We start from the raw sequence: 25,309 nt of genomic DNA, 5'->3' as shown, positions 1-25,309 counted from the left end.
GGGGGTGGGACTTAACATGTCCGGATGTCCACGGAGTCACGCATCATAGGCGATAGCGCCGCACCTCCCGAAACCCCGGCCGGCGAACGGGACGGGGCCGAGGCGGACAAGACGCCTCCCGTGGAAATCGGCGGACGCGACGGTCCGGACCCCACGCGCTACGGCGACTGGGAGAAAGGCGGACGCTGCATCGACTTCTGACGCCACGCCGACATCCGGCGGGGCATCCTTCCCACTCCAACCGACGAGCGCAGCCCATGGCGACGCAAGAACGACCCCTGTCCCCGCACCTGCAGGTCTACAAGCCGCAGATCACGATGGTGATGTCCATCCTTCACCGTGCCACCGGCATCGTGCTGGCCCTAGGCTCGCTGCTGTTCGCCGCCTGGCTGGTGGCGGTCGCCGGCGGCGCCGATGCGTTCGAACTGGCCCGCGCCGCGCTGGCTTCGGTGCCTGGCCGGATCGTGCTGTTCGGGCTTTCGGCCTGCCTGGTCTACCACCTCCTCAACGGCATCCGTCACCTGGCCTGGGACGCCGGCCATGGCTTTGAAATCCCCAAGTTCTACGCCAGCGGCTATGCCGTGGCCGTGCTTACGGTGCTGCTGACCGGCGGCCTGTGGTACGTGGGCTGGACGATGGGAGGTGCGGCATGAGCCTGCGCAATCCGCTCGCCCGCGCCAAGGGCCTGGGCTCGGCCAAGGACGGCACCACGCACTGGTGGCACCAGCGCCTGAGCGCGATCGCGCTGCTGCTGATGAGCCCCTGGTTCGTCATCCTGATGGTCGGCCTGATCGGTCGCGACCAGGCGTCGGTGCGGGCGATCCTGTCCCAGCCGCTGACCGCCGCCATCCTGACCGCCTTCGTGCTGTCGCTGTTCTGGCATGCCCGGCTCGGCCTGCAGGTCGTGATCGAGGACTACGTGCACGGCGGCGCCGAGCTGCTGCTGCAGGTGGTCGTCAAGTTCGCCTTCGCGATCGCCGCCATCGCCTCCCTGCTGGCCATCGGCCGCATTGTCTTCACAGCCTGAGAACGCCATGACGTCCGCCTACAAGATCCACGAGCACACCTACGACATGGTCGTCGTCGGCGCCGGCGGTGCCGGCCTGCGCGCCACCTTCGGCCTGGCCCAGAAGGGCCTCAAGACCGCCTGCATCAGCAAGGTCTTCCCGACCCGCTCGCACACTGTCGCGGCGCAGGGCGGCATTTCCGCCGCGCTGGGCAACATGGGCGAGGACGACTGGCGCTTCCACTTCTACGACACCATCAAGGGCTCGGACTGGCTGGGCGACCAGGACGCAATCGAATACATGTGCCGCGAGGCCATCCCGGCGATCATCGAGCTTGAACACCAGGGCGTGCCTTTCTCGCGCACCGAAGACGGCAAGATCTACCAGCGTCCCTTCGGCGGCATGACCACGCACTACGGCAAGGGCACCGCCCAGCGCACCTGCGCCGCTGCCGACCGTACCGGCCACGCCATCCTGCACACCCTGTACCAGCAGTCGCTGGCGCATTCGGCCGAGTTCTTCATCGAATATTTCGCCCTCGACCTGATCATGGACGAGGAAGGCGCCTGCCGCGGCGTGCTCGCGCTCGACATGTCCACCGGCGAACTGCACCTGTTCCGCGCCCAGGGCACCGTGCTGGCCACCGGCGGCTACGGCCGCGCCTACTTCAGCGCCACCTCGGCCCATACCTGCACCGGCGACGGCGGCGGCATGGCCCTGCGCGCCGGCCTGCCGCTGCAGGACATGGAGTTCGTGCAGTTCCATCCGACCGGCATCTACGGCGCCGGCTGCCTGATCACCGAAGGCGTGCGCGGCGAAGGCGGCATCCTGCGCAACTCGGCCGGCGAGCGTTTCATGGAACGCTACGCGCCGAACGCCAAGGACCTGGCCTCGCGCGACGTGGTGTCGCGCTCGATGACCATCGAGATCCGCGAAGGCCGCGGCGTGGGCCCGAAGAAGGACCACATCCACCTCGACCTTACGCATCTGAACCCGGCCGACATCCACGAGAAGCTGCCGGGCATCGCCGAAACCGCGAAGATCTTCGCCGGCGTCGACGTCACCAAGCAGCCGATCCCGGTGCTGCCGACCGTGCACTACAACATGGGTGGCCTGCAGACCAACTACCACGGCGAAGTGGTCACGCTTAAGAACGGCAACCCCGACTCCGTCGTGCCGGGCCTGTACGCCATCGGCGAGGCGGCCTGCGTGTCGGTGCACGGCGCCAACCGCCTGGGTTCGAACTCGCTGCTCGACCTGGTGGTGTTCGGCCGCGCGGTGGCCAACCGCTGCGCGGAGACCATCAAGCCCGGCGCGCCGCACGCCTCGCTGCCGGCGTCGGCCTGCGACAAGTCGCTGGCCAACCTCGACAAGCTGCGCAACGCCAGCGGCGGAACGCCGACCGCGGTCATCCGCGACAACATGCAGCAGGTGATGCAGAACAATGCCGCGGTCTTCCGCACCGGCGAGACCCTGCTCGAGGGCGTGCAGAAGATCCGCGAGGTGCATGCGTCCTTCGAAGACGTCCGGGTCTCGGACCGTTCGATGGTCTGGAACTCCGACCTGATCGAAACCCTGGAGCTGCAGAACCTGCTCGGCCAGGCCGTGGCCACCATGGTGTCGGCGGAGAACCGCAAGGAATCGCGCGGCGCCCACGCCCGCGAGGATTACTCCGAGCGCGACGACGACAACTGGCACAAGCACACCCTGTGCTGGGTGGACGATGCGGGCAAGACCCGCCTCGATTACCGCCCGGTGCACATGTACACGCTGAGCAAGGACGTGGACGTCGTCCCGCCCAAGGCCCGTACCTACTGACCTCCTGGACAACCGAAAATGGCTGAGTTCACCCTCCCCAAGAATTCCAAGGTCGGCAAGGGCAAGCACTTCGCGGCCCAGGGCGCGAAGAACGTTCGCACCTTCAAGGTCTACCGCTGGAACCCTGACGACAGCGCCAATCCGCGCACCGACACCTACGAGGTGGACATGGACGCGTGCGGGCCGATGGTCCTGGACGCGCTGATCAAGATCAAGAACGAGATCGACCCGACGCTCACGTTCCGGCGCAGCTGCCGCGAGGGCATCTGCGGCTCGTGCGCGATGAACATCGACGGCACCAACACCCTGGCCTGCACCAAGGCGATCGAGGACTGCGGCAAGAAGGAAGTGCCGATCTACCCGCTGCCGCACATGCCGGTGGTGAAGGACCTGGTGCCGGACCTGACGCACTTCTACGCGCAGTACGCCTCGATCAAACCCTGGCTGCGCACCCAGAGCGCGGCACCGGCCAAGGAGCGCCTGCAGTCCAAGGAAGACCGGGCCAAGCTCGACGGCCTGTACGAGTGCATCCTGTGCGCCTGCTGCTCGACCAGCTGCCCGAGCTACTGGTGGAACGGCGACCGTTACCTGGGCCCCGCGATCCTGCTGCAGGCCTACCGCTGGATCGTCGATTCGCGCGACGAGGACACCGGTGCCCGGCTCGACGACCTGGAAGATCCGTTCAAGCTCTATCGCTGCCACACCATCATGAATTGCACCCGGACCTGCCCGAAGGGCCTGAACCCGGCCAAGGCGATCGGCGAGATCAAGAAGCTGATGCTGCAGCGCCGGGGCGCCTGAGGTGGAGGCCCGCGACCTGCTGCTGCCGGCCTTCGCAATGGCCGGCCTGACCTTCGTCGTGATGGGTCGCATGGGCGTGGAGCGCCTGGGCCAGCTGGCCCGCGAGCGCATCCACCCGCAGGCGGTGGCCACCTCGGCGCAGATGGCCGCCCGCATCAAGGACAGCCGCGCGGCCGACAACTTCCGCAACCTGTTCGAGCTGCCGGTGCTGTTCTACCTGGCAATCTTCATCGGCGTGCAGCAGGGGCTGGCCTCGCCGCTGACCGTCGGCCTGGCCTGGGCCTTCGTGGCCCTGCGCATCGTGCACAGCGCCATCCACTGCAGCTACAACAAGGTCAGGCACCGCTTCCTGGCCTACATCAGCGGCGGCCTAGTGCTTGTGGTGCTCTGGGCTGTGCTGCTGGCCGGGGTGCTGTGAGCGAAGACGCGGAAGTCCGCCGCCTGCGCTGGCGCTGCCGGCGCGGCATGCGTGAACTCGACCAGCTGATGCTGCGCTATCTCGACGGCCGCTGGCCGGCGGCGGACGAGGCCGAACGCGCCTTGTTCCTACGGCTGCTCGACTGCGAGGACGATAAGCTCTGGCGCTGGTTCATGGGCCGCGAGCGCCCGGAGGACACGGACCTTGCCGCGATCGTCGCAATCATCCTTGCCCTGCCGCATTGACTGGCGACCCTCGCGCTGGCTGGTCGGCGCGCTGTGTGGGCTGGCGCTGCTGTCGGCGCTGTCGGTCATGCTCAGCGGCCTGCCCGCGCAGATGAAACCGATGTTCGCCGGTCTTGCCGCGATGGGCGGCCTGGGCCTGGCCCGGCGCGAGGCGCTGCGGCCTCCGGTGTCGCTGGCCTGGTCCGGGGCAGGGCTGCTGGCGATTGATCCGGAGGGCCAGTCGCAGGCACTGATTGCGCCGGTGCTGCGCGAACAAGGCCCCCTGCTGCGCATCGAGGCCAGGATGCCCACCGGCCGTCGCTGGTCGCGCACCTGGTGGCCCGACACCCTGCCGGCTGCCCGTCGCCGTCAGGTCCGCCTCGCTTTCTCCGTCAGCCCCCGTTCCGGAATCAACCTGCCATCCATGGCAGCCTAGGCGCCCATGCTCCCTAACCTTCCCCTCGCCATCGGCCTGCGCTACCTGCGCGCCAAACGCCGAAACGGCTTCATCTCCTTCATCTCGATGGCGTCGATCCTGGGCATCATCATCGGCGTGATGGCCCTGATCACCACCATCTCGGTGATGAGCGGCTTCCAGCAGGAACTTCGCGACCGCATCCTGGGCATGGTCGCCCACGCCACGGTGTCGGGCATCGAAGGTCCGCTGCAGGACTGGGCCCGGGCGGTCGAGATGGCGGGCGAAGACCCTCGCGTGGTCGGCGCCGCGCCCTACGTCGAAACCGAATCGCTGATCCAGGGCCGCACCCGGCGCGGGGCCATCATCCGCGGCGTGATGCCGGCGCTGGAACCGCAGGTGTCCGAGCTGGCCGACAAGATGGTGCAGGGCAGCCTCACCGACCTGCAGGCCGGCGAGTACCGCATCATCCTGGGCCGCGAGCTCTCGCTGCTGCTGGGCGCGGGCGTCGGCGATTCGGTCAATGTCTACATTTCCGAAGCCACGGTGACGCCGCTGGGTGCGATGCCGCGGGCCCGCCGCTTCGAAGTGGTCGGCATCTTCGAGGCCGGCGCGCAGGAATTCGACCTGGGCATGGCCCTGGTGCACCTCAACGACGCCCAGCGCCTGGGGCGGATGGGCGAGGGCGTGAGCGGCGTGCGGCTCAAGCTGGTGGACCTCTGGGAAGCGTGGCCCGTGGCGCGTGACCTCGCCGACCGCATGCAGGGCCATTACCGGGTGCGCGACTGGACCCGCGACCACGCCAACTTTTTCCGGGCGCTCAAGCTCGAGAAGACGGTGATGTTCATCCTGCTCTCGCTGGTGATCGCCATCGCCGCCTTCAACCTGGTGTCTTCGCTGGTGATGCTGGTGCAGGACAAGCAGTCCGACATCGCCATCCTGCGCACGCTGGGCATGTCGCCCGGGGCGGTGATGCGGGTGTTCATCGTGCAGGGCATGGTGATCGGCGTGCTGGGCATCGGCATCGGCGTCGCCAGCGGCGTGCTGCTGGCCAGCAACCTCTCGAACATCGTGCATTTCGTCGAGCAGACCTTCCAGACCGAGCTGATGCCTTCGGATGTGTACTACATCAGCGGCGTGCCGACGCTCGTCGATCCGATGGACGTGCTGATGATCGCCATCGTCGCCTTCGTGCTCTGCCTGCTGGCCACCCTTTATCCGGCCTGGCGCGCCTCGCGCACTGACCCGGCCACGGCGCTGCGTTATGAATAAGCCCATGAACGACGTCGTCATCCGCTGCGAGAACCTGGGCAAGACCTACCAGGAAGGCGACCTGCGCACGCCGGTTTTCGACGGGCTGGAACTGTCAGTGCACCGCGGCGAAACCGTGGCCATCGTCGGCGCGTCCGGTGCCGGCAAGAGCACTCTGCTGCACCTGCTCGGCGGCCTCGACAGCGCCAGTTCCGGCGAAGTCCTCGTGGACGGGCAGCGCATGTCGGCGCTGGGCGAACGCGAACGCGGCCTGCTGCGCAACCGCGCCCTGGGCTTCGTTTACCAGTTCCACCACCTGCTGCCGGAGTTCACCGCGCTCGAGAACGTGATGATGCCGCTGCTGATCCGCGGCGACCGCGACACGACGGCGCGTCCGGCGGCGCAGGCACTGCTTGAACGCGTCGGCCTCGGTCACCGGCTCGGCCACAAACCCGGCGAACTCTCCGGTGGCGAACGCCAGCGTGCCGCCGTGGCGCGCGCGCTGGTCGCCCGCCCGGCCTGCGTACTCGGCGACGAACCCACCGGCAACCTCGACGAAAAGACCGCCGCCACCGTCTTCGACCTGCTGCTGGAACTCAACCGCGACCTCGGCACCGCCCTGGTCATGGTTACCCACGATCGCCGCCTGGCGCGGCGACTGGATCGGACCCTGGAACTGACCCAGGGACAACTGCGACCCGCCACCGGGGACTGAGTGCCGGGCCAGCGCGCCCCGCCGCCGGCGCCCTTCGGGCCCGGCGTCGCGGTTGCCCTGCTGGCCGGCGTGCTGTGGGTGCAGGTCCTGGCCAGCCTGCCCGCCTGGCCCATCGGCCTGGCCGGGTGCGCGGCCGGACTGGCGCTCTGGTGTTCAAGGACGCGCTGGCGCTGGCTGGGCGCGGCCCTGTTCGGCCTGGGGCTCGCCTGCCTGCACGGCGCCCACTCGCTCTCGCTGCGCTTGCCCGACACTTTTCCGGGAGGCGTGGTCGAAGTGCACGGCCATGTCAGCGGCCTACCGGAAAGCGTCGACGGCGCCTGGCGATTTGGCTTCGTCGTCGAGGGCGGGGAGGGTGACGCCGCCGCGCTGGCGGGACAGCGGCTGCAGCTCGGCTGGTACCCCCGTCCTGGCCAAAGCCTGCCGACACTCGGCCCAGGCAGTCGCTGGCGGCTGCAGCTGCGCCTGCGTCCACCGCGGGGCGTGGTGAACCCGGGAGGCTTCGATTTCGAGCGCCGGGCGCTGGAGCGCCGCATCGCCGCCACCGGCTATGTGCTCGACGGCAGATCCGTCGGCCCGCCGGCAAAGGCCGGGGCGATTGACCGCCATCGCCAGGCGCTGTCAGAGGCGATCGCCGAAGCCGTGCCGGATGCCCGCTCCCGCTTCGTGCAAGCGCTGGCCCTGGGCGATACCCGGGCGCTGGATGACCACGACTGGACCGTGCTGCGTGCGACCGGGCTGACCCACCTGATCGCGATATCGGGTTTCCACGTTGGACTGGTCGCGGGTTTCGGGGCGCTGCTGGGGCAGGGGCTGTGGCGCGCCTTTCCCGCGCTGGCTCGGCGCTGGCCCCGCCCGCTGGGCACCGCCGTGCTGGCACTGGCGCTGGCGGCCGGTTACACCGCGCTGGCGGGTTTTGCATTGCCAACCGTGCGGACCGCGCTGATGATCGCGGTGGTGGCGCTGGCGCGCCTGCTGCGGCGCAGCCAGGGCGACGGGCAGTCGCTGGCGCTGGCGACGATCGCCGTGCTGCTGGCCGATCCGCTGTCGGTGCTGTCGCCCGGCTTCTGGCTCAGCTACCTCGGCGTGGCCTGGCTCCTGTGGTGCCTGCCCGCTGCACCGGCCGACGGCTGGTGGCGGCCCTTCGTCGGCAGCCAGGCAGTGGCGATGCTCGGGCTGCTGCCGATCGGCGCCTGGTTTTTCAGCCAGGCCTCGCTGCCGGGGCCGCTGGTGAACCTGGTCGGCATTCCGTGGATCAGCCTGGGCGTCGTCCCACTGGCCTTGTCCGGCTTGCTGCTGCATCCGCTGCACGAGGGGGCCGCCGCCCTGGCCTGGCTCGCCGCTGCGACCCTCATGGACTGGCTCTGGCAGGGCCTGGCCTGGGTGGCGCGCTGGCCCGCGGCGCTGGCCTGGCTCCCCGAACCGGACACGGCCAGCCTCGCGCTGGCCCTGGCCGGCGTCTTCTGGCTGCTGCTGCCCCGGGGCCTGCCCGGCAAGCCGCTGGCCGCGCTGCTCCTGCTGCCCCTGCTGTGGCCGGCACAGGACCGCCCCGGCCCCGGCGAAGCGGACCTGATGATGGTGGACGTGGGCCAGGGGCTGGCGCTGGTGGTGATGACGCAGCGCCACGTCCTGCTCTATGACACCGGTCCCGCGCCTCCGCGCGGCCTCGATTTCGGCGAGGCCGCGGTATTGCCGGCGCTGCGTGCCCACGGCGTGCGCCGCCTCGACGCCCTGGTGCTGAGCCACGGCGACAACGACCATGCCGGCGGCGCCGGCGCAGTGCTTGCCGGCGTGCCGGTCGAACGCAGCATCGCCCCGGCGGCCTGGGCCGGCCCGCGCATGGAGCACTGCGTGGCGGGGCAGGGCTGGCACTGGGACGGCGTCGATTTCACCTGGCTGCACCCGACGCCGTTTTTCCCTTACCTGCGCAACGACAGCAGCTGTGTCCTGCGCATCGAGGCCGCCGGTGCCGTGGCGCTGCTGCCCGGCGACATCGGCCGGCACGTGGAGGCCCGGCTGGCGAAGCTGCCGGCGCGGGACGTGCGCAGCGATGTGCTGGTGGTGCCGCACCACGGCAGCGACACCTCCTCGAGCCTCGACTTCCTTGCCGCCGTCCGGCCGACGCTGGGCCTGCTGCCTGTCGGGCACGACAACCGTTTCGGCCTGCCCAAGCAGATCGTGCTCGATCGTTACGAGCGCTACGGCACGCGCCTGCTCGACACCGCGACCTTCGGCGCCGTGCGGCTGCGCCTCGGCGCCGACGGCGTGCAGGTCCTGGAAACGCTGCGCCGGGACCGGCCGCGCTACTGGCGCCATGCCCCGGCTGGCGGCACAGGCTATGCTATCGGCGACCCCCCAACGGCAAAGGTGAGGCGTGCTGGAACTGATCAAGGCAGGCGGCTGGGTGATGGCGCCGATCATCGCGCTGGCGGTGCTGGCGCTGGCCATCATCCTGGAGCGTTTCTGGAGCCTGCGGCGCAAGGAAGTACTGCCCGACGGGCTGGGCGAGGAGGTCCGTGACTGGGCCCGCGGCCGCCAGCTCGACCCCAAGCACATCGACATCCTGCGCCGGAACTCGCCGCTGGGCGAGCTGCTGGCCGCCGGCCTGGACGTGCGCCACCGCCCGCGCGAGATCATCAAGGAACGCATCGAGGACGTCGGCCGACACGTCGCCCACCGCATGGAGCGTTTCCTCAACACCTTGGGCACGATCGCCGCGGTGTCGCCGCTGCTGGGCCTGCTGGGCACCGTGTTCGGCATGATCGTGATGTTCCTGGACATCCTCACGGCCGGCGTCGGCGACGCCAACCGCCTGGCCGGCGGCATCGGCCAGGCGCTCATCTCGACCGCGGCCGGCCTGTGCGTGGCGATCCCCGCGGTCATCTTCCACCGTTACCTGCGCGGCCGGATCACCGAATACGTGGTCGAGATGGAACAGCAGGCCACGGCCCTGCTCGACGCGCTGGAAGAAGAGCCCTCCGCCAGCCCGGGCAAGCCGCCGCGGGCGACCAAGCGGGGCGCCAAGGCGTGAGGCTCAGCACCGGCCGGGTTCCCGACGAACCGGAGATCAGCCTGGTTTCGCTGATCGACGTGGTGTTCTGCCTGATCATCTTCCTGGTGGTCACCACCACCTTCGACCACCGCTCGGCGCTCAAGATCGTGCTGCCCAAGACCGATTCGCGTTCCGAGGTGCAGGTCGAACAGCCGCTGACGGTGATGATCGACGCCGACGGCCGCATCTACGTCGGCAACAAGGAAATCCTCAAGACCGATCCCGCCTCGCTGCGGGCCAGCCTGGCCAGCGAAGCCGGCGGTGACCGCACGCGCCAGATCGTGCTGCGTGCCGACGCCCGCTCGCAGACCCAGGTGCTGGTCACCGTGATGGACAGCCTCGGCCAGCTGGGTTTCACCCGCATCCACGTCGCCACGACACCCGAGGCCAGGCCTTGAGCGCGGAAACGTCGGCCTGGGCCGTCTATCGCCGTCTTCTCAAGCGCGCCCGGCGCTACTGGCCGCTGTTGGCGGCGGCGGGCGTGGGCATGGTGTTCGAGGCCGGCGCCGCCGCGGCCTTCACCTGGATGATGAAACCCATCGTCGATGAAACCTTCGTCGCCCAGAACGAAGGCATGCGCTGGACGATCCCGCTGGCCATCGTCGCGCTGTTCGTGGTGCGCGGCGTCGCCACCTTCGCCACCGACTACGGCATGGCCCGCACCGGCCGCAGCGTCGTGCGCGACCTGCGCGAGGACATCCTGGCCAAGTACCTGCGCCTGCCCAGCGAACGCTTCGACCGCGAGCCGGTGCCCGCGATGGTCTCGCGCCTGAACTACGACACCGAGCAGGTCACCCAGGCCAGTTCGGACGCGCTCAAGGTGATCCTCACCGACACCCTGACGATCATCGCGCTGCTGGGCGTGATGCTGTACTACAGCCCGCGCGTGACCCTGGTGATGCTGGTGCTGGCACCGCTGATCGCGGCCATCTCGGCCGTGGTGGGGCGGCGCTACCGGCGCATTAACCGCGGCATCCAGGACGGCGTGGCCTCGATGGCGCAGATCGCCGAGCAGGCCCTGTCGGCGCAGCAGGAAGTAAAAATCTACGGCGCCCAGGCATCGGAACTGGCGCGTTACCGCAAGCTGATCGGCCAGAACCTGCGCCTGGGCGTGAAGGTCGAGGCGACCCGTGCCGGCGCTTCGTCGCTGGTGCAGACCCTGGCCGCGGTGGCGCTGGCGGTGATCCTGCTGGTGGCGGGCCACGAGGCCAGCCAGGGCCGCATGACCGCGGGCAGCTTCGTCGCCCTGCTGACGTCGATGATGGCGATGCTGCCGTCGCTCAAGCGCATCGCCAACGTGCAAAGCGTCGTGCAGCGCGGCGTGGCCGCGGCCGACCGGCTGTTTTCGATCCTCGACGAAGCCGACGAGGCCGATACCGGCCAGCGTGCGCTGGCACGGGCCCGGGGCGAGGTCGAGTTCCGCGATGTCAGCGTCACCTATCCGGGGCAGGAAACGCCGGCCCTGGCGGGCATCAGCTTCCGCGCCGCGCCCGGCACGGTCACCGCCATCGTGGGCCGGTCCGGCAGCGGCAAGTCGACGCTGATCCGCCTGTTGCCGCGCTTCTACGAAGCCAGCCAGGGCGAGGTGCGCGTGGACGGCCACGCCATCGGCGACTACCGGCTGGCCGACCTGCGCCGCCAGGTGGCGATGGTGGGGCAACGGGTGATGCTGTTCGACGACAGCATCGCGGCCAACATCGCCTATGGCGCCGACGCCGATGCCGATCAGGCTCGCATCCACGAGGCGGCACGGGCCGCGAACGCGATGGAGTTCATCGAACGCCTGCCCGGCGGCATGCAGGCCACGATCGGCGAAAACGGCGGCCTGCTTTCCGGCGGCCAGCGCCAGCGCCTGGCCATCGCCCGCGCGATCCTCAAGGACGCGCCGATCCTGATCCTGGACGAGGCCACCGCGGCCCTGGACACCGAGTCCGAGCGCCTGGTCCAGGACGCACTGAACAGGCTCATCCCCGACCGCACGACGCTGGTCATCGCCCACCGCCTGTCCACGGTCGAACATGCCGACCAGGTGCTGGTGCTCGACGGGGGCCGGCTGGTGGAGCAGGGCACGCACGCCAGCCTGCTGGCGAAGGGCGGCCTTTATGCCCACCTGCACCGCATGCAGTTCCGCGAGCCGGAGGCCGGGTGAAAGCCGCGTTCGAGCGCTGGCTGCTGCGCCGCTGGTACGGCGGCGTGGCGCCGGGTCCGGTGCTCGGGGGCCTGTCGCGGATCTACGGCGCGATCGTCCGGCGGCGCCAGGCCGCCTATGCCAGCGGCGCACGCCCCGTGCAGCAGCTGCCGGTGCCGCTGCTGGTGATCGGCAACCTGGTCGCCGGCGGCGCCGGCAAGACGCCGCTGGCCATCGGCCTGGCCCGCGCCCTGGCCCGCCGCGGCTGGAAGCCCGGCATCGCCAGCCGCGGCCATGGCCGTCGCAGCCGCAAACCCACCTGGGCACGCCCCGGTTCCGATCCCGCCGAATGTGGCGACGAGCCGCTGCTGATCGCTCGCCAGACCGGCCTGCCGGTGGCCGTGGACCTGGACCGCGTCGCGGCGGCCCGCCGGCTGGTCGAGGCCGGCTGCGACCTGGTCATTGCCGACGACGGGCTGCAGCACCTGCGCCTGGGCCGCGACGTCGAGATCGAAGTGCGCGACGGCGAACGCCGCCTGGGCAATGGCTGGCTGCTGCCCGCCGGGCCCCTGCGCGAGCCCGCCGGCCGCGCCGTCGATTTCCGGGTGATCAATGGCGGCGAAGCGGCCGCGGGCGAATGGCGCATGGACCTGCGCCTGGGCGACGCCCAGCCGCTCGGGCCGGGGGAGCCGCGTCCGCTTGGCCTGTTCGCGCCCGGCCCGGTGCATGCGATCGCCGGCATCGGCAACCCGGCGCGGTTCTTCCGGGCCTTGCGCCAGGCCGGCCTGGACGTGATCGAACACGCCTTCCCGGACCACCACGACTACCGGGAGGACGAGCTCGGGTTCAGCCCCGTGGCGCCGCGGCTGATGACCGAGAAGGACGCGGTCAAATGCGCCCGGTTCGGCCTGCGGGACGCCTGGGCCGTCCCGGCGGTGGCGGAACTGCCCGAGGCCTTCATTGACGCCGTCGATCGCCGCCTCGTCGCGGCGCGGCGGGCACCCCAGCCGGAAAACACCCCGTGAGCACAGCCGATTTCATCGTTGCCATTCCCGCCCGTTTCGGCGCCTCGCGGCTGCCGGGCAAACCCCTGCGGCTGATCGCCGGCGAGCCGATGGTCGTGCACGTCGCCCGCCGTGCGCTGGCGGCCGGCGCCCGCGAGGTGGTCGTGGCGACCGACGACGTGCGCATCGCCGATGCCCTGGCCGGCCAGGACCTGCGCGTGTGCATGACCCGCGCCGACCACGCCTCGGGCACCGACCGGCTGGCCGAATGTGCCGCGCAGCTGGGCTGGGCCGACGAGACCATCGTGGTGAACCTGCAGGGCGACGAACCCTTCGCGCCGCCCGAGGGCATCCGCGCCGTCGCCGGCGTGCTCGCCGGCGGGCAGGCCGACATGGCGACGCTGGGCGTGCCCGTGGAGGACGCGGAAACCCTGTTCGACCCCAATGCCGTGAAGCTGGTGCGCGACCGCAACGGGCTGGCCCTGTATTTCAGCCGCGCGCCGATTCCCTGGCAGCGTGACCGGTTCGGCCGCAACCGGCTCGGGCCGGTGGCGGAGGGGGCCCTGCGCCACATCGGCATCTACGCCTACCGCGCCGGTTTCCTGCGAACCTTCACCCAGCTGCCGCCCGGCACCCTGGAGCAGCTGGAGGCGCTGGAACAGCTGCGCGTGCTCGAAGCCGGCCATCGCATCGCCGTGGGCCTGAGCCCGGTGCCGTTCCCGCCGGGGGTCGACACCGAGGCCGACCTGGCGCGCGCAGAGGCCCGGTTCCTTAGTGATAAATCGCTTCAACTATAAGACTTAAACTATTGAATATATTGTTCGTTTGCATGGGAAACATCTGTCGCTCGCCGCTGCTCGAGGGCTGGGCGGCGCATCGTCGCGCGGACAGCCCGGTGGCCTATGCGGTGGACTCGGCCGGCACCGGCGGCTGGCACGCGGGGCGCCCGCCGGACCCGCGCGCGATCGCGGCCGGCCAGCGGCGCGGCATCGACATTTCCGGCCAGCGGGCCAGGCAGCTGCAATACGCCGACTTCCAGAAGTTCGACCTGGTGCTGTGCGCCGACCGCGACAACCTCGCCGGTGCGCGCTCGCTGGCCCCGCGTGCGGCGCATGCGCGCATCGTGCTGGTGCTGGACTGGTGCGGCGTCAAGCGTGGTGGCCAGGTTCCCGACCCCTACAACGGCCAGGAGCGAGATTTCGACAAGGTCTGCCAGCTCGCCAGCGAGGCCGCCGAAGGGCTGCTGCGGCGTTTGGCTTCAGGGGCATAATGCCCGGCACCCCCCGGACACAGCGACCATGACCGCCGCCCACGCCGCCCCGGAACTGCCCGCCCAACTGCAGTGGCTCAATGCCGACCCGCAGCGCATCGAAGCGCATCGCGGCCGCGTGCTGGCGCTGGTCTTCTGGAACGCCGCCTCGCCCTACTGCCACACCCTGCTGGGTGAACTGCAGCGGCTGCAGGCGAAGTTCCCGCTGGGCCTGTCCCTGGTCGGCATCCACCTGCCGCGCTTCGAGGCCGAGCTCGACGGTCGCCTGGTGCTCAAGGCCGCCAACCGCCTGGGCCTGCCGTTCCCGGTGGCCAACGACCGCGGCTGGAGCACCTGGCAGCATTACGGCGTCCAGTCCTGGCCTTCCGTGGCCCTGGTCGACACCCGGGGGCGGCTGCGCGACCTGTTCACCGGCGACGACCAGGCCGGGCGCCTGGAAGCAACGATCCAGGCGCTGGTCGGCGAAGTCGGCGGCGCCGTGCTGGCGGCGGACCCGCCGCGCCGGCTGGGCGCCGAACCGCGGCTGCCGCTGGCCTTCCCCTCGGGACTGGCCGTCGGCGAAAACCACCTGTACGTGGCCGACACCGGCCACCACCGCATCCTCGAGTGCACGCATTCGGGCCGGGTGCTGCGCGAGTTCGGCACCGGCCACGGTGATTTCGTCGACGGCGCCCCGGAGGATGCCGCGTTCCGCTATCCGCGCGGACTGTGCCTGGTGCGCGAGTCGCTGTACGTGGCCGACACCGGCAACCACGCCCTGCGCCGGATCCGGCTGCTGGACGGGGTGGTCGAGACCCTGGCCGGCGACGGCCGTCCGGGCATCCCGCGCGAGGGCAGCGGCAAGGCCTCGGAGCTGCCGCTGAACCAGCCCTGGGACGTGGTCGGCAACCTCGAACGCATCTACATCGCGATGGCCGGCAGCAACCAGGTCTGGGAGTTCGAACTCGGCCAGGCCCGGCTGAAGCTGACCGCCGGCTCGGGTGAACTGGGCATCGCCGACGGCCCCGCCCGCAGCGCGATGTTCGCGCACCCGGCCTCGCTGGCCCAGGTGCAGCAGACGCTTTACGTCGCCGACGCCGCCAGTTCGGCCATTCGTTCGCTGCAGCTCACCCAGGGCCAGGTGCAGACCCTGGTGGGGCAGGGGCTGTACGAATTCGGCAACCAGGACGGCCAGCGGCGCGAGGCGCGGCTACAGTACCCGCTGGCGATTGCGCTCGACCCGGCCAGCCCGGTGCTCTGGATCGCCGACGCCTACAACGGCAGCCTGCGCCGGCTGCGCCTGGGCGGCGGCGACGTCAGCACCCACGCGCTGCCGCAGGCGCTGGAACAGCCCGCGGCGCTGGCCACCGGCCCGGGCTCGCTGTGGATCGCCAATTCCGGCGCACACGAAGTGCTGCGCTACGACCTGGGCACCGGCAAGCTCGGCCGGCTGCCGATCGGCGAATGACCGACGGGCCGGCGCAAGCCGGGGATTTCGACGGCAAGGCCTTCGTGCGCCAGCTCACGCCGGCCCCGGGCGTCTACCGCATGCTGGCCGCGGATGGCTCGGTGCTTTACGTGGGCAAGGCGGCCTCGCTCAGGAAGCGGGTCGCCAGCTACTTCCTGAAGGAACAGCCCTCGCGGCGCATCGCGCTGATGGTCGCGCAGATCGCCGGCATCGAAGTCACGGTGACGCGCACCGAGAGCGAGGCGCTGATCCTCGAAAACCAGCTGATCAAGTCGCTGCGGCCGCGCTACAACGTGCTGCTGCGCGACGACAAGAGCTACCCGCACATCGTGCTCACCGACGAGACCTGGCCGCGCCTGGCCTACCAGCGCGGCCCGCGGTCGGTGCCGGGGCGCTATTTCGGGCCCTTCACCAGTTCGGGCGCGGTGCGCGAAACCCTGGACCTGATGTTCAAATTGTTCAAGCTGCGCAGCTGCGAGGACAGCGTCTTCCGCAACCGCAGCCGGCCCTGCCTGCAGCACCAGATCGGCCGCTGCAGCGCGCCCTGCGTCGGCCTGGTGCCCACCCGCGAATACGACGCCACGGTTCGCCGCGCGGCGCTTTTCCTCGAAGGCCGCAGCACCGAACTGGTGGACGAACTGGGCCAGGCCATGGAAGCCGCCAGTGCGCGCCTTGAATTCGAACAGGCCGCGGCGCTGCGCGACCAGATCGCGGCGATCCGCCGCATCCAGGCGCGCCAGTACGTCGAGGGTGAGCAGGTCGAGATGGACGTGCTGGCCTGCGTGCTCGAGCGCGGCCAGGCCTGCGTGCTGCTGATGGCCTTCCGCAACGGCTTCAACCAGGGCACGCGCAGCTTCTTCCCCAAGGCCAACGGCGCCGAGTCCTGCGAAGAAGTGCTGGGCGCCTTCGTCACCCAGCATTACCTTGAACACCGTCCCCCGCGCGAAATCGTGCTCAGCCACGGCATCGCCGACCAGGCGCTGCTGCAGGAGGTGCTGGCCAGCCAGGCCGGCCGCAAGGTCGAGATCAAGTCCTCGGTGCGCGGTGAACGCGCGCGTTACCTCGACATCGCCCGCCAGAACGCCGCCCTGGCCCTGGGCACCGAGCTGGCCAGCAGCGCCAGCCAGCGGGCCCGGCTGGCTTCGCTGCAGGAATTGCTGGGCCTGGAGCAGGCGCCGGCGCGCATCGAATGTTTCGACATCAGCCACACCATGGGCGAGGCCACCGTCGCTTCCTGCGTGGTGTTCGATGCCGAGGGCCCGGTGCGCGGGCAGTACCGCCGCTACAACATCAGCGGCATCGAGCCGGGCGACGATTACGCGGCCATGCACCAGGCCCTGGAACGGCGCTTCCGCCGCGGCATGGAAGACGGCGTGCTGCCGGACCTTCTGCTGATCGACGGCGGCGCCGGCCAGCTGGCGCAGGCGCGCTCGGTGCTCGAAGCCCTGGGCGTCACCGGGGTGGCCATGGTCGGCGTCGCCAAGGGCGAGGCGAGACGGGCAGGGCACGAGGCGCTGGTTTTCCCCGACGGCCGGGAAATCCGCCCCGGCGCGGCCTCGCCGGGCCTGCAGCTGGTGCAGCAGGTGCGCGACGAGGCGCACCGTTTCGCGATCACCGGCCACCGCGGCAAGCGCCAGAAGACGCGCGAAACCAGCCGGCTCGAGGACATCCCGGGCATCGGCCCGCGCCGCCGCGCCGCGCTGCTCAAGCACTTCGGCGGCCTGGCCGGACTGCGCGAGGCCGGCGTCGAGGAAATCGCGCGGGCCGAAGGCGTCAGCGCCGCGCTGGCGCAGCGCATCTACGATGCCTTGCACGGACTTGAGCCATAATCGCGCGATCGAACCCCCGGCGAAACGATGACCCTGACCATCCCGACCATGCTCACCATCTTCCGGATCCTGCTGATCCCGGTGCTGGTGGTCGTGTTCTACCTGCCCTATGGCTGGACCAACATCGCCGCCGCGGCGGTGTTCATCCTGGGGGCGGCCACGGACTGGGCCGATGGCTGGATCGCGCGTCGCTACGGCATGTATTCGGCCTTCGGCGCCTTCCTCGACCCGGTGGCCGACAAGCTGACGGTCGCCTTCGCGCTGCTGCTGGTGGTCGAACGCTACCCGACGCCGTTCATGGCGATGCTCGCGGCGGTGATCATCGGCCGCGAAATCACCATCTCGGCGCTGCGCGAGTGGATGGCGCAGATGGGCGCGCATGGCCTGGTCAAGGTGGCCGCGCTGGGCAAGATCAAGACCATCGTGCAGATGACGGCCATCAGCTGCCTGCTGTTCCAGGAAGACCTGCTGGGCCTGCCGGTCTTCCGCATCGGGGAATGGCTGCTGGCGGTGGCCGCGGCGCTGACCCTGTGGTCGGGCTGGGACTACCTGCATGCCGCCTGGCCGACGATGCGCAAGAAGGGTTGAAGCGAAAAAGGTATTGACAGGGACCCGGCCGATCCCCAAAATACGCGTCTCTTGCGGGAATAGCTCAGTTGGTAGAGCACGACCTTGCCAAGGTCGGGGTCGCGAGTTCGAGTCTCGTTTCCCGCTCCAGTTCCAGACAAAACCCCGTTCGCCGGGGTTTTGTTTTTTCCGGGTCCGCCGCGCTAAGCTTGGCCCCGGTTTCGCTTCCCGGCCGGGTGGCAGAGTGGTTATGCAGCGGACTGCAAATCCGCGTACGCCGGTTCAATTCCGACCTCGGCCTCCAAGCATTCAAGCCCCGCTCCGGCGGGGCTTTTTCTTTGTGGCACCATTCCCCGATGCCCGGGTGGCGAAACTGGTAGACGCATGGGACTTAAAATCCCCCGGCCGCAAGGCCATGTGGGTTCGACCCCCACCCCGGGCACCACCTGACGTCGCGGAGATGCCGATGCTGCCCAATCGCTACTGGCCCTTCGCCAGCTGCCTGTTGCTCACCGTGCTGGCCAGCGTCGCCGCCCTGTACGTGCCGATGGCGGCCTGGGGTGTGGTCGCCTTCGGCAGCCTGTCGCTGGTGGGCCTGTGGGACCTGCTGCAGCGCAAGCACACCCTGCGCCGCAACTACCCGCTGACGGCGCACTTCCGCTACGGCCTTGAATCGATCGGCCCGGAGATCCGGCAGTACTTCATCGAATCGGACACGCACGAGGCACCGTTCTCGCGGCTGCAGCGCGCCATCGTCTACCAGCGCGCCAAGGCGGTCACCGACACCCGGCCCTTCGGCACCATGCGCGACGTCTACGGCGACGACTACGAATGGATCAACCACTCGATGCAGCCGGCGCGCATCGAGTCGCATGACTTCCGCATCGCGGTCGGCGAGGACCGCGCGCAGCCTTACCAGGCCAGCGTATTCAACATCTCGGCGATGAGCTTCGGCTCGCTGTCGGGCAATGCCATCCGGGCGCTCAATGCCGGGGCAAAACGCGGTGGTTTCTACCACGACACCGGCGAGGGTTCGATTTCGCGCTACCACCGCGAACACGGCGGCGACCTGGTCTGGGAAATCGGCTCCGGGTATTTCGGCTGCCGCGACGAAGCAGGGCGCTTCGACCGGGAACGCTTCCGTGCCAACGCCACCGACCCGCAGGTGAAGATGATCGAGCTCAAGCTCAGCCAGGGGGCGAAGCCGGGGCAGGGCGGCATCCTGCCGGCGGCCAAGGTCAGCCCCGAGATCGCCGAGGCGCGCGGCGTCCCGGTGGGTGTCGAATGCCATTCGCCGCCGGCGCACAGCGCCTTCTCGACGCCGATCGGGCTGCTTGAATTCATCCAGGAACTGCGCGAGCTCTCGGGCGGCAAGCCGACCGGCTTCAAGCTGGCGGTCGGGCACCCCTGGGAATGGTTCGCCATCGCCAAGGCGATGCGCGAGACCGGCATCACCCCGGACTTCGTCGTGGTCGACGGCGGCGAGGGCGGCACCGGCGCGGCGCCGATGGAGTTCATCGACCACGTCGGTGCGCCGATGCGCGAGGCGCTGATGCTGGTGCACAACACCCTGGTCGGGCTGGACCTGCGCTCGCGCGTGCGGGTGGCCGCGGCCGGCAAGATCGTCACCGCCTTCGACATCGCCCGCACCCTGGCCCTGGGCGCGGACTGGTGCAACGCGGCGCGGGGTTTCATGTTTTCGCTCGGCTGCATCCAGTCGCAGAGCTGCCACACCGACCGCTGCCCGACCGGCATCGCCACCCAGGACCCCAGCCGGCAGGCGGCGCTGGATCCGGTGGACAAGGCCACGCGCGTGTACAACTTCCACCGCAACACCGTGGTCGCGCTGAAGGAGCTGCTGGCCGCGGCCGGCCTTACGCACCCCTCGCAGCTGGGTCCGGAACACATCGTGCGCCGGGTCTCGTCCACCGAAGTGCGTTCGCTGGCCACGCTGCACCGGTTCGTGGCCCAGGGCCGGCTGCTGGAGGGCATTCCGGACCATGCGGTCTTCGAGGTGTTCTGGGACCGGGCGCGCCCCGACAGCTTCGCGCCGCCGCCGGAAGCGGCCCGGATGATGGCCAGCAAGCAGCGCTGAGCCCGGCCCGCCGCCTTGACCGGTCGGTGGCCCTTGGGTAAGATTCGCGGCTCTTCGGGCGGTTAGCTCAGTTGGTAGAGCATTGCTTTCACACGGCAAGGGTCACAGGTTCAAGTCCTGTACCGCCCACCAAGGTTCCGAGAAAAGGCCCGGCACTGCCGGGCCTTTTTTCATGCCCGCGACCGGGCCGGGGCAGGCCCCTGGCGGCCGAGGATGCGCTGCACCGCCGGTAACGGCTTGAGCAGCTCCAGTGCCAGGCCTCCGACCAGCCCCAGGGCCATCGCCTGCAGGGCCTGGCCCGGGCTGGGCACGCCGAAATCGAACAACTCGCGCAGGGCCGGCACGCCGACGCAGGCGCCGATGATGGCCGCGGCGCCCACGGTGATGACCGCATAGGCACGCCCGTTGCCGCGCACCCACGCGCGGCCGCGCCGCGCCAGGCTGGCCACCAGGGCCAGGTTGCCGACCGTCAGCGCCAGCATGGCCAGCGTGCGAGCGACGTCGTCGCCCACGCCTTCGGCGCGCGCCAGCAGGTAGGCGGCCATGCAAAGCGAAAGCAGCACCACGCCCAGGCCCGCCGCCAACGCGAGCTGGGCGCCACCGACCAGCGGCTCGGACAGCGGCCGCGGCGGCTGCTGCATCAGGTCGGGTTCGCCGGGCTGGCCCTCGAAGGCGACCGAACACATCGGGTCGATCACCATTTCCACCAGCACCACGTGCGCGGGCAGCAGCAACGGCGGGAAGCCCATCAGCAGTGGCAGCACCGCCAGGCCGGCGATGGGCACGTGCACGGCCACGATGTAGAGCATCACCTTGCGCAGGTTGTCGAAGATGCGCCGGCCCTGGCGCACGGCGTCGACGATCAGGCCGAAGTCTTCCTGCACCAGCACCAGCGGCGCCGCCTCGCGGGCGACGTCGGTGCCGCGCTGGCCCATGGCGATGCCGATGTGCGCAGCCTTCAGGGCCGGGGCGTCGTTGACGCCGTCGCCGGTCATCGCGACGACGTCGCCGCGGGCCTTGAGCGCCTGCACGAGCCGGAGTTTCTGCTCCGGACGCACGCGGGCGAACACGCCTTCGCCGGCCGCCGCTTCGGAGAACGCGGCGTCGTCCATGGCGTCGAGCTCGGATCCCAGGTGCACGTGGTCGGGCGCCTGGAGGCCGGCCTGGCGGGCGATGGCGCGGGCGGTCGGCGCGAAGTCGCCGGTCAGCATCACCACCCGGATGCCGGCCGCGCGGGCCTCGGCGACGGCATCGGGCACGCTCGGGCGCAGCGGGTCCTCGAAGCCGACCAAACCAAGCCAGCGCGGCTTCAAGTCGCCGTGGCTGGCGGGCAGGGTGGTTTCAAGCCTCGACTCCGCAACGCCCAAAACGCGCAGTCCGCGCGCCGCCGCGGCGGCGGCTGTCTCCAGCACCGCAGCCAGCTCCGTCGGGTCCAATCGGCACAGGCGCGCCACGGCCTCGGGCGCACCCTTGGTGGCCACCCGCAGGCCGCCGCCGGCGAGACCGTGCGCCACGCTCATCGCCGGCAGTTCCGGCGCCACCGGGAAATGACCGACTTCCGCCTGGACCAGGCCTTCGCCTGCCAGCGCCTGTAGTGCGCGGTCCATCGGGTCCATCGAGTGCGTCCGGCTGGCCAGCGTCGCCGCTTCCAGGACGGGTGCCAGCGCCGCGGGTACCGCCGCATCCGCGGCCAGCCGGGCCTCGCTGCGGCCATCGGACAGCCAGGCCACGCGCATGCGGTTTTCGGTCAGGGTGCCGGTCTTGTCCACGCACAGCACCGTCGCCGCGCCCAGGGTTTCCACCACCGCGGCGCGGCGCACCAGCACGCCGACGCGGGCCAAACGCCAGGCGCCCAGCGCGAAGAACACCGCCAGCGCCAGCGGGAATTCCTCGGGCAGCATCGCCATCGCCAGCGCGATCGACGACAGCAGGCCCTGCACCCATTCGCCGCGCATCAAGCCATGGAACAGCAGCAGCGAGAGGCTGACCGCCAGCGCCAGCAGCCCGAACAGGCGCACCAGCCGCGCCGTGTTGCGCTGCAGGCGGGTGGACTCAATGTGGATGTCGCCCAGCGCCTGGCCGATCTGGCCGCTGCGGGTGGCGACCCCGGTGCGGGTGACGGTCGCCAGGCCGTTGCCGGCGACCACCAGGGTGCCGGCAAATACTTCACCGATCTCGCCGTCGGCGCCGGCGTTTTTTTCCACCGGCAGGCTTTCGCCGGTGAGCAGGGATTCGTCCACCGCCAGCGAACGCGCCGACTGCAGGCGCGCATCAGCCGGAACCCGGGCGCCTTCCTCGACCACCAGCAGGTCACCGGGCACGACCTCGCCCGCCGGCAGCCGCTGGGCGACGCCGCCGCGGATGACCACCGCGACCGGCGCGCCCAGCGCACGCAGGGCTTCGAGCGCCCGTTCGCTGCGCCGTTCCTGCACCACCACCAGGCCGATCGTGACCACCGCGAAGCCGCCGAGAAGCGCACCTTCGGCCGGTTCGCCCAGCACGAGGTAGGCCGCGGCGGCCAGCGCCAGCAGCAGGAACATCGGTTCGGTCATCACCTGGGCGGCGATGCGGCCCAGGCCACGTCGCGGCGGCGGCGGCAGTTCATTGCGGCCGTGTTCGGCCAGGCGACGCGCGGCGTCTTCGGGTTCGAGTCCGCGTGGGTTATTCGAGCTGGTCACGGGCGAAGCCGGCGTCCAGGGCCTCCATCGCGTCGCGGGGCTTGAGCTTGCCGGCCTTCTCGAACGCAGCGGCGGCCTGGTCTTCCTTCTTGTCGCCGTGCAGCAGCAACAGCAGGTGCGCGTGCTCGACGTGGGCGATCGGCGAGGCCGGGGTCAGCTTGAGCGCGGTGGCCATGTGCCTTTCCGCGACGGCGGCCTTCGCGCCGTAGGTGAGGCCGCCGACCAGGGCGCCGACCTTGTCGATGATCTCGCCGTGGTAGAGCGCCATCGCCGTATGCGCCTCGGCGTGCTTGGGCGCCAGTTCCAGCGCCTCGTCCAGCGCCTTGCGCACCTTGCCGGCCAGGCCCATCTTCAGCGCCTTGGCGATCGAGATGCCCTGGCTGTAGCGGCCCATCGCATGCGCAAAGCGGTAGTGGCTGTTGGCTTCGCCGGGCAGGGCGGCGATGGCGGCTTCGGCCAGCTTGCCGGCCTGTTCGTAGCGTTTGAGCTGCTCGTCCTCGTCGTCCACCAGGTAGGAGGCGTGGATCGCCAGCGCCTTGCAGGCCACCGACGCACCCACCGGACCCAGCGCGGAGCCGGCCTCGAAGGCCTGCTGGAAATCGCCGCGGTGGAAATCGCGCCAGGCGTCCTGCAGAGCCCCGGCCAGCGCGTCGGCGTCCATGCCCTTGGGCGCAGCCTTGCCTGCGGCCTTGGCCAGCGCCGCCGCGCGCTTGTCGTCGGGGAAGGGCTCGGCGTCGCCGGCGTGCAGGGTCGGCCAGGCTTTTTTCAGCTTCTCGCCGGCGTAGTCAAAGGCCTTGTCGGGGTGGGGAAACCGGGTCCAGGCGGACTTCTTGGCAGCCATGCAGGTGCTCCGAAAGGGATGCAGCCAGCATCACCCGAGCCACGGCCGTCCGCAAGCCGCCGTGACTAGTGTGAAAGCTCTGGGCACCGGGCGCAGTCTGGCCGCCGATACGGGGCCTTTCGCCCCCCGACAGCGAGGCAAGCCATGAGCCGTCCGACCCCCCGTCGCCGCAAGGCCCCCATCGAAATCACCCCGCGCAACCTGCTGCTGGCCGGCCTCGGTGCCGCCGTGCTCGCGCGCAAGCAGGCCCGTCGTTCCATCGACGCCGCCGCTGCCAATGCCGACCAGCTGCGCGACCGCGCCGAAGCCGCCGCCAACGAAGCCGGCCGCCAGGTCGCCCGCCTGCGCACCCAGGCCGAAGCCTTCGCCGAACGCGCGCAGGCCGAGTTCGAATCGCGCTTCATCACCGGCAAGCCGGTCCGCGCCCGCCGCGCCCCGCGCGCCGCCGCGCCGCGCAGCCGCCGCAAGCGCGCCTGACACCGTCTCTCTCTATCCCGTCAGTGGGACTTCAACGCCCCGGCCTTGCGCCGGGGCGTTTTTTTATCCGCGGGGCTTGCGGCTGGCTTCGAAGGCGGCGAGCTGTTCGGGCGTCGCATCGCGCTGGTAACGGGTTTTCCATTCGGCGAAGGGCATGCCATAAACCTGTTCGCGGGCCTGTTCGCGGTCCATCGGAACGCCCGATGCCTCGGCGGCATCGCGCAGCCAGTCGGCCAGGCAGTTCCGGCAGAAGCCGGCGAGGATCATCAGGTCGATGTTCTGCACCTCGCTGCGTTCGCGCAGGTGGGCGAGCAGGCGGCGGAAGGCCGCGGCCTCGATGGCGGTGCTGTCGTTCATGTGGCGGTACCGGGTGTGGTTCGGGGATAATCCTGCCATGAGCGCCCGCATCCTCGACGGCAAGGGCATTGCCGACACCCTCCTGGACGACCTCGCGCAGCGCGTGAAGGCCCGCCTCGCCGCGGGCAAGGCTGCGCCCGGGCTGGCCGTGGTGCTGGTGGGCGCCGACCCGGCCTCGGCGGTTTACGTGCGCAACAAGCGCCGGGCCGCCAAGAAGGTGGGCATCCGCGCCGTCGATTACGACCTGCCGGCCGATACTTCCGACGCCGAACTGGCCGCCCTGATTGACCGTCTCAACGCCGATCCGGCCATCCACGGCATCCTGGTGCAGCTGCCGCTGCCCGGAAACCGCGACGCCAACTGGCTGATCCACCGCATCGACCCGCGCAAGGACGTGGACGGCTTCCACCCGGAAAACGTCGGCCACCTGGCGCTGCGCCAGTTCGGCCTGCGCCCGTGCACGCCGCGCGGCATCACCACGCTGCTGGCCTACACCGACCAGCCCGTGCGCGGCCGCAGCGCCACCATCGTCGGCGTCAGCAACCACGTCGGCCGGCCGATGGCGCTGGAACTGCTGATCGCCGGCTGCACCACCACCAGCTGCCACAAGTTCACGCCCAAGGACGTGCTGCGCCGCCATGTCGGCGAGGCCGACATCCTGGTCGTCGCGGTCGGCCGGCCGGACATCGTGCCGGGCGAATGGGTCAAACCCGGCGCCGTGGTGATCGACGTCGGCATCAACCGGCTCGAGGACGGCCGCCTGGTCGGCGACGTCGGTTTCGCGGCGGCGGCCGAACGCGCCTCCTGGATTACGCCGGTGCCCGGCGGGGTCGGACCGATGACGGTAGCCACGCTGATGCAGAACACGCTCGAAGCCGCCGCCGCGCTCGACCCCGCGCAATCGTCACGCTGAGCCGG

26 protein-coding genes and 4 tRNA genes are annotated in these 25,309 nt (G+C 70.3%); 27 read left to right on the top strand and 3 right to left on the bottom strand.

Going from position 1 to position 25,309, the window contains the following annotated elements; all coding sequences use genetic code 11:
• Positions 1-24: 24 nt before the first annotated feature.
• The 25 genes from ACE3TE_RS04145 to ACE3TE_RS04025 all read left to right on the top strand — a co-directional run bounded on the left by ACE3TE_RS04145 (position 25) and on the right by ACE3TE_RS04025 (position 20,170).
• On the top strand, positions 25-201 hold the full coding sequence (locus ACE3TE_RS04145; protein ID WP_374602452.1) for a DUF1674 domain-containing protein: 177 nt from the start codon (positions 25-27) through the stop codon (positions 199-201).
• Positions 202-257: 56 nt separating this feature from the next.
• Positions 258-653: a succinate dehydrogenase, cytochrome b556 subunit gene (sdhC, locus tag ACE3TE_RS04140; RefSeq protein ID WP_374602450.1), complete on the top strand. Its 396-nt coding sequence runs from the start codon at positions 258-260 to the stop codon at positions 651-653.
• Positions 650-1,027, top strand: a complete 378-nt coding sequence (gene sdhD, locus ACE3TE_RS04135; RefSeq protein ID WP_374602448.1) for a succinate dehydrogenase, hydrophobic membrane anchor protein — start codon at positions 650-652, stop codon at positions 1,025-1,027. Before sdhC ends, sdhD begins: the two co-directional genes overlap by 4 nt.
• A 7-nt stretch (positions 1,028-1,034) precedes the next feature.
• Positions 1,035-2,825: a succinate dehydrogenase flavoprotein subunit gene (gene sdhA / locus ACE3TE_RS04130; RefSeq protein ID WP_374602446.1), complete on the top strand. Its 1,791-nt coding sequence runs from the start codon at positions 1,035-1,037 to the stop codon at positions 2,823-2,825.
• 18 nt (positions 2,826-2,843) lie between these two features.
• Positions 2,844-3,626, top strand: coding sequence for a succinate dehydrogenase iron-sulfur subunit (locus ACE3TE_RS04125; RefSeq protein ID WP_374602444.1), 783 nt, complete (start codon positions 2,844-2,846; stop codon positions 3,624-3,626).
• A 1-nt stretch (position 3,627) separates the two neighbouring features.
• Positions 3,628-4,044: an MAPEG family protein gene (locus ACE3TE_RS04120; RefSeq protein WP_374602442.1), complete on the top strand. Its 417-nt coding sequence runs from the start codon at positions 3,628-3,630 to the stop codon at positions 4,042-4,044.
• Positions 4,041-4,289, top strand: coding sequence for a succinate dehydrogenase assembly factor 2 (locus ACE3TE_RS04115; protein WP_374602440.1), 249 nt, complete (start codon positions 4,041-4,043; stop codon positions 4,287-4,289). Before ACE3TE_RS04120 ends, ACE3TE_RS04115 begins: the two co-directional genes overlap by 4 nt.
• The gene (locus ACE3TE_RS04110; RefSeq protein WP_374602438.1) at positions 4,273-4,704 is read left to right on the top strand and encodes a hypothetical protein; all 432 of its coding nucleotides are present in this window, start codon (positions 4,273-4,275) and stop codon (positions 4,702-4,704) included. The genes ACE3TE_RS04115 and ACE3TE_RS04110 overlap by 17 nt, the downstream gene beginning before the upstream one ends.
• A 6-nt stretch (positions 4,705-4,710) precedes the next feature.
• On the top strand, positions 4,711-5,955 hold the full coding sequence (locus ACE3TE_RS04105; protein ID WP_374602436.1) for a lipoprotein-releasing ABC transporter permease subunit: 1,245 nt from the start codon (positions 4,711-4,713) through the stop codon (positions 5,953-5,955).
• Positions 5,948-6,649 carry a lipoprotein-releasing ABC transporter ATP-binding protein LolD gene (lolD, locus tag ACE3TE_RS04100; protein ID WP_374602434.1) on the top strand — a complete coding sequence of 234 codons (702 nt, stop codon included), beginning with the start codon at positions 5,948-5,950 and terminating at the stop codon, positions 6,647-6,649. The genes ACE3TE_RS04105 and lolD overlap by 8 nt, the downstream gene beginning before the upstream one ends.
• Positions 6,650-9,166, top strand: a complete 2,517-nt coding sequence (locus ACE3TE_RS04095) for a DNA internalization-related competence protein ComEC/Rec2 (protein WP_374602432.1) — start codon at positions 6,650-6,652, stop codon at positions 9,164-9,166.
• On the top strand, positions 9,054-9,677 hold the full coding sequence (locus tag ACE3TE_RS04090; RefSeq protein ID WP_374602430.1) for a MotA/TolQ/ExbB proton channel family protein: 624 nt from the start codon (positions 9,054-9,056) through the stop codon (positions 9,675-9,677). The genes ACE3TE_RS04095 and ACE3TE_RS04090 overlap by 113 nt, the downstream gene beginning before the upstream one ends.
• Positions 9,674-10,096 carry an ExbD/TolR family protein gene (locus ACE3TE_RS04085; protein WP_374602428.1) on the top strand — a complete coding sequence of 141 codons (423 nt, stop codon included), beginning with the start codon at positions 9,674-9,676 and terminating at the stop codon, positions 10,094-10,096. Before ACE3TE_RS04090 ends, ACE3TE_RS04085 begins: the two co-directional genes overlap by 4 nt.
• Positions 10,093-11,847 (top strand): lipid A export permease/ATP-binding protein MsbA, encoded by a 1,755-nt coding sequence (gene msbA, locus ACE3TE_RS04080; RefSeq protein WP_374602426.1) that lies wholly within the window; start codon positions 10,093-10,095, stop codon positions 11,845-11,847. Before ACE3TE_RS04085 ends, msbA begins: the two co-directional genes overlap by 4 nt.
• A complete protein-coding gene (gene lpxK, locus ACE3TE_RS04075) occupies positions 11,844-12,851 on the top strand; it encodes a tetraacyldisaccharide 4'-kinase (RefSeq protein ID WP_374602424.1) in 1,008 nt (335 codons plus the stop codon). The genes msbA and lpxK overlap by 4 nt, the downstream gene beginning before the upstream one ends.
• Positions 12,848-13,627, top strand: coding sequence for a 3-deoxy-manno-octulosonate cytidylyltransferase (kdsB, locus tag ACE3TE_RS04070; protein WP_374602422.1), 780 nt, complete (start codon positions 12,848-12,850; stop codon positions 13,625-13,627). Before lpxK ends, kdsB begins: the two co-directional genes overlap by 4 nt.
• Positions 13,628-13,638: 11 nt before the next feature.
• A complete protein-coding gene (locus ACE3TE_RS04065) occupies positions 13,639-14,100 on the top strand; it encodes a low molecular weight protein-tyrosine-phosphatase (protein ID WP_374602421.1) in 462 nt (153 codons plus the stop codon).
• A gap of 28 nt (positions 14,101-14,128) precedes the next feature.
• Positions 14,129-15,547 carry a redoxin family protein gene (locus ACE3TE_RS04060; protein ID WP_374602419.1) on the top strand — a complete coding sequence of 473 codons (1,419 nt, stop codon included), beginning with the start codon at positions 14,129-14,131 and terminating at the stop codon, positions 15,545-15,547.
• A complete protein-coding gene (gene uvrC / locus ACE3TE_RS04055; RefSeq protein WP_374602417.1) occupies positions 15,544-17,376 on the top strand; it encodes an excinuclease ABC subunit UvrC in 1,833 nt (610 codons plus the stop codon). The genes ACE3TE_RS04060 and uvrC overlap by 4 nt, the downstream gene beginning before the upstream one ends.
• A gap of 27 nt (positions 17,377-17,403) precedes the next feature.
• Positions 17,404-17,964, top strand: coding sequence for a CDP-diacylglycerol--glycerol-3-phosphate 3-phosphatidyltransferase (gene pgsA, locus ACE3TE_RS04050; RefSeq protein WP_374602415.1), 561 nt, complete (start codon positions 17,404-17,406; stop codon positions 17,962-17,964).
• A 53-nt stretch (positions 17,965-18,017) separates the two neighbouring features.
• Positions 18,018-18,093 (top strand) — tRNA-Gly (locus ACE3TE_RS04045).
• An 80-nt stretch (positions 18,094-18,173) separates the two neighbouring features.
• Positions 18,174-18,247 (top strand) — tRNA-Cys (locus ACE3TE_RS04040).
• Between the two features lie 54 nt (positions 18,248-18,301).
• Positions 18,302-18,388 (top strand) — tRNA-Leu (locus ACE3TE_RS04035).
• A gap of 21 nt (positions 18,389-18,409) precedes the next feature.
• A complete protein-coding gene (locus ACE3TE_RS04030) occupies positions 18,410-20,038 on the top strand; it encodes an FMN-binding glutamate synthase family protein (RefSeq protein WP_374602413.1) in 1,629 nt (542 codons plus the stop codon).
• A 56-nt stretch (positions 20,039-20,094) separates the two neighbouring features.
• Positions 20,095-20,170 (top strand) — tRNA-Val (locus ACE3TE_RS04025).
• A gap of 38 nt (positions 20,171-20,208) precedes the next feature.
• Here ACE3TE_RS04025 and ACE3TE_RS04020 read toward each other — a convergent pair.
• Positions 20,209-22,716: a cation-translocating P-type ATPase gene (locus ACE3TE_RS04020; RefSeq protein WP_374602411.1), complete on the bottom strand. Its 2,508-nt coding sequence runs from the start codon at positions 22,714-22,716 to the stop codon at positions 20,209-20,211.
• The gene (locus ACE3TE_RS04015) at positions 22,700-23,557 is read right to left on the bottom strand and encodes a hypothetical protein (RefSeq protein WP_374602409.1); all 858 of its coding nucleotides are present in this window, start codon (positions 23,555-23,557) and stop codon (positions 22,700-22,702) included. Before ACE3TE_RS04015 ends, ACE3TE_RS04020 begins: the two co-directional genes overlap by 17 nt.
• Before the next feature lie 144 nt (positions 23,558-23,701).
• On the opposite strand from ACE3TE_RS04015, the gene ACE3TE_RS04010 reads away from it, so the two are divergent.
• Entirely contained in the window at positions 23,702-24,034 is a 333-nt protein-coding gene (locus tag ACE3TE_RS04010) for a hypothetical protein (protein ID WP_374602407.1), read from the top strand.
• Between the two features lie 63 nt (positions 24,035-24,097).
• Here ACE3TE_RS04010 and ACE3TE_RS04005 read toward each other — a convergent pair whose 3' ends face one another.
• Complete coding sequence (locus ACE3TE_RS04005) at positions 24,098-24,391, bottom strand: DUF1244 domain-containing protein (RefSeq protein ID WP_374602405.1); 294 nt, start codon at positions 24,389-24,391, stop codon at positions 24,098-24,100.
• 37 nt (positions 24,392-24,428) lie between these two features.
• Between ACE3TE_RS04005 and folD the strand changes: the two genes are divergently transcribed.
• Complete coding sequence (gene folD, locus ACE3TE_RS04000) at positions 24,429-25,304, top strand: bifunctional methylenetetrahydrofolate dehydrogenase/methenyltetrahydrofolate cyclohydrolase FolD (protein WP_374602403.1); 876 nt, start codon at positions 24,429-24,431, stop codon at positions 25,302-25,304.
• Positions 25,305-25,309 lie beyond the last annotated feature (5 nt).

Origin of the sequence: Arenimonas sp. (assembly GCF_041919775.1) — a bacterium.
In the GTDB taxonomy this organism is placed as follows: domain Bacteria; phylum Pseudomonadota; class Gammaproteobacteria; order Xanthomonadales; family Xanthomonadaceae; genus Arenimonas.
This window is presented reverse-complemented; position numbering and strand designations above follow the sequence as displayed.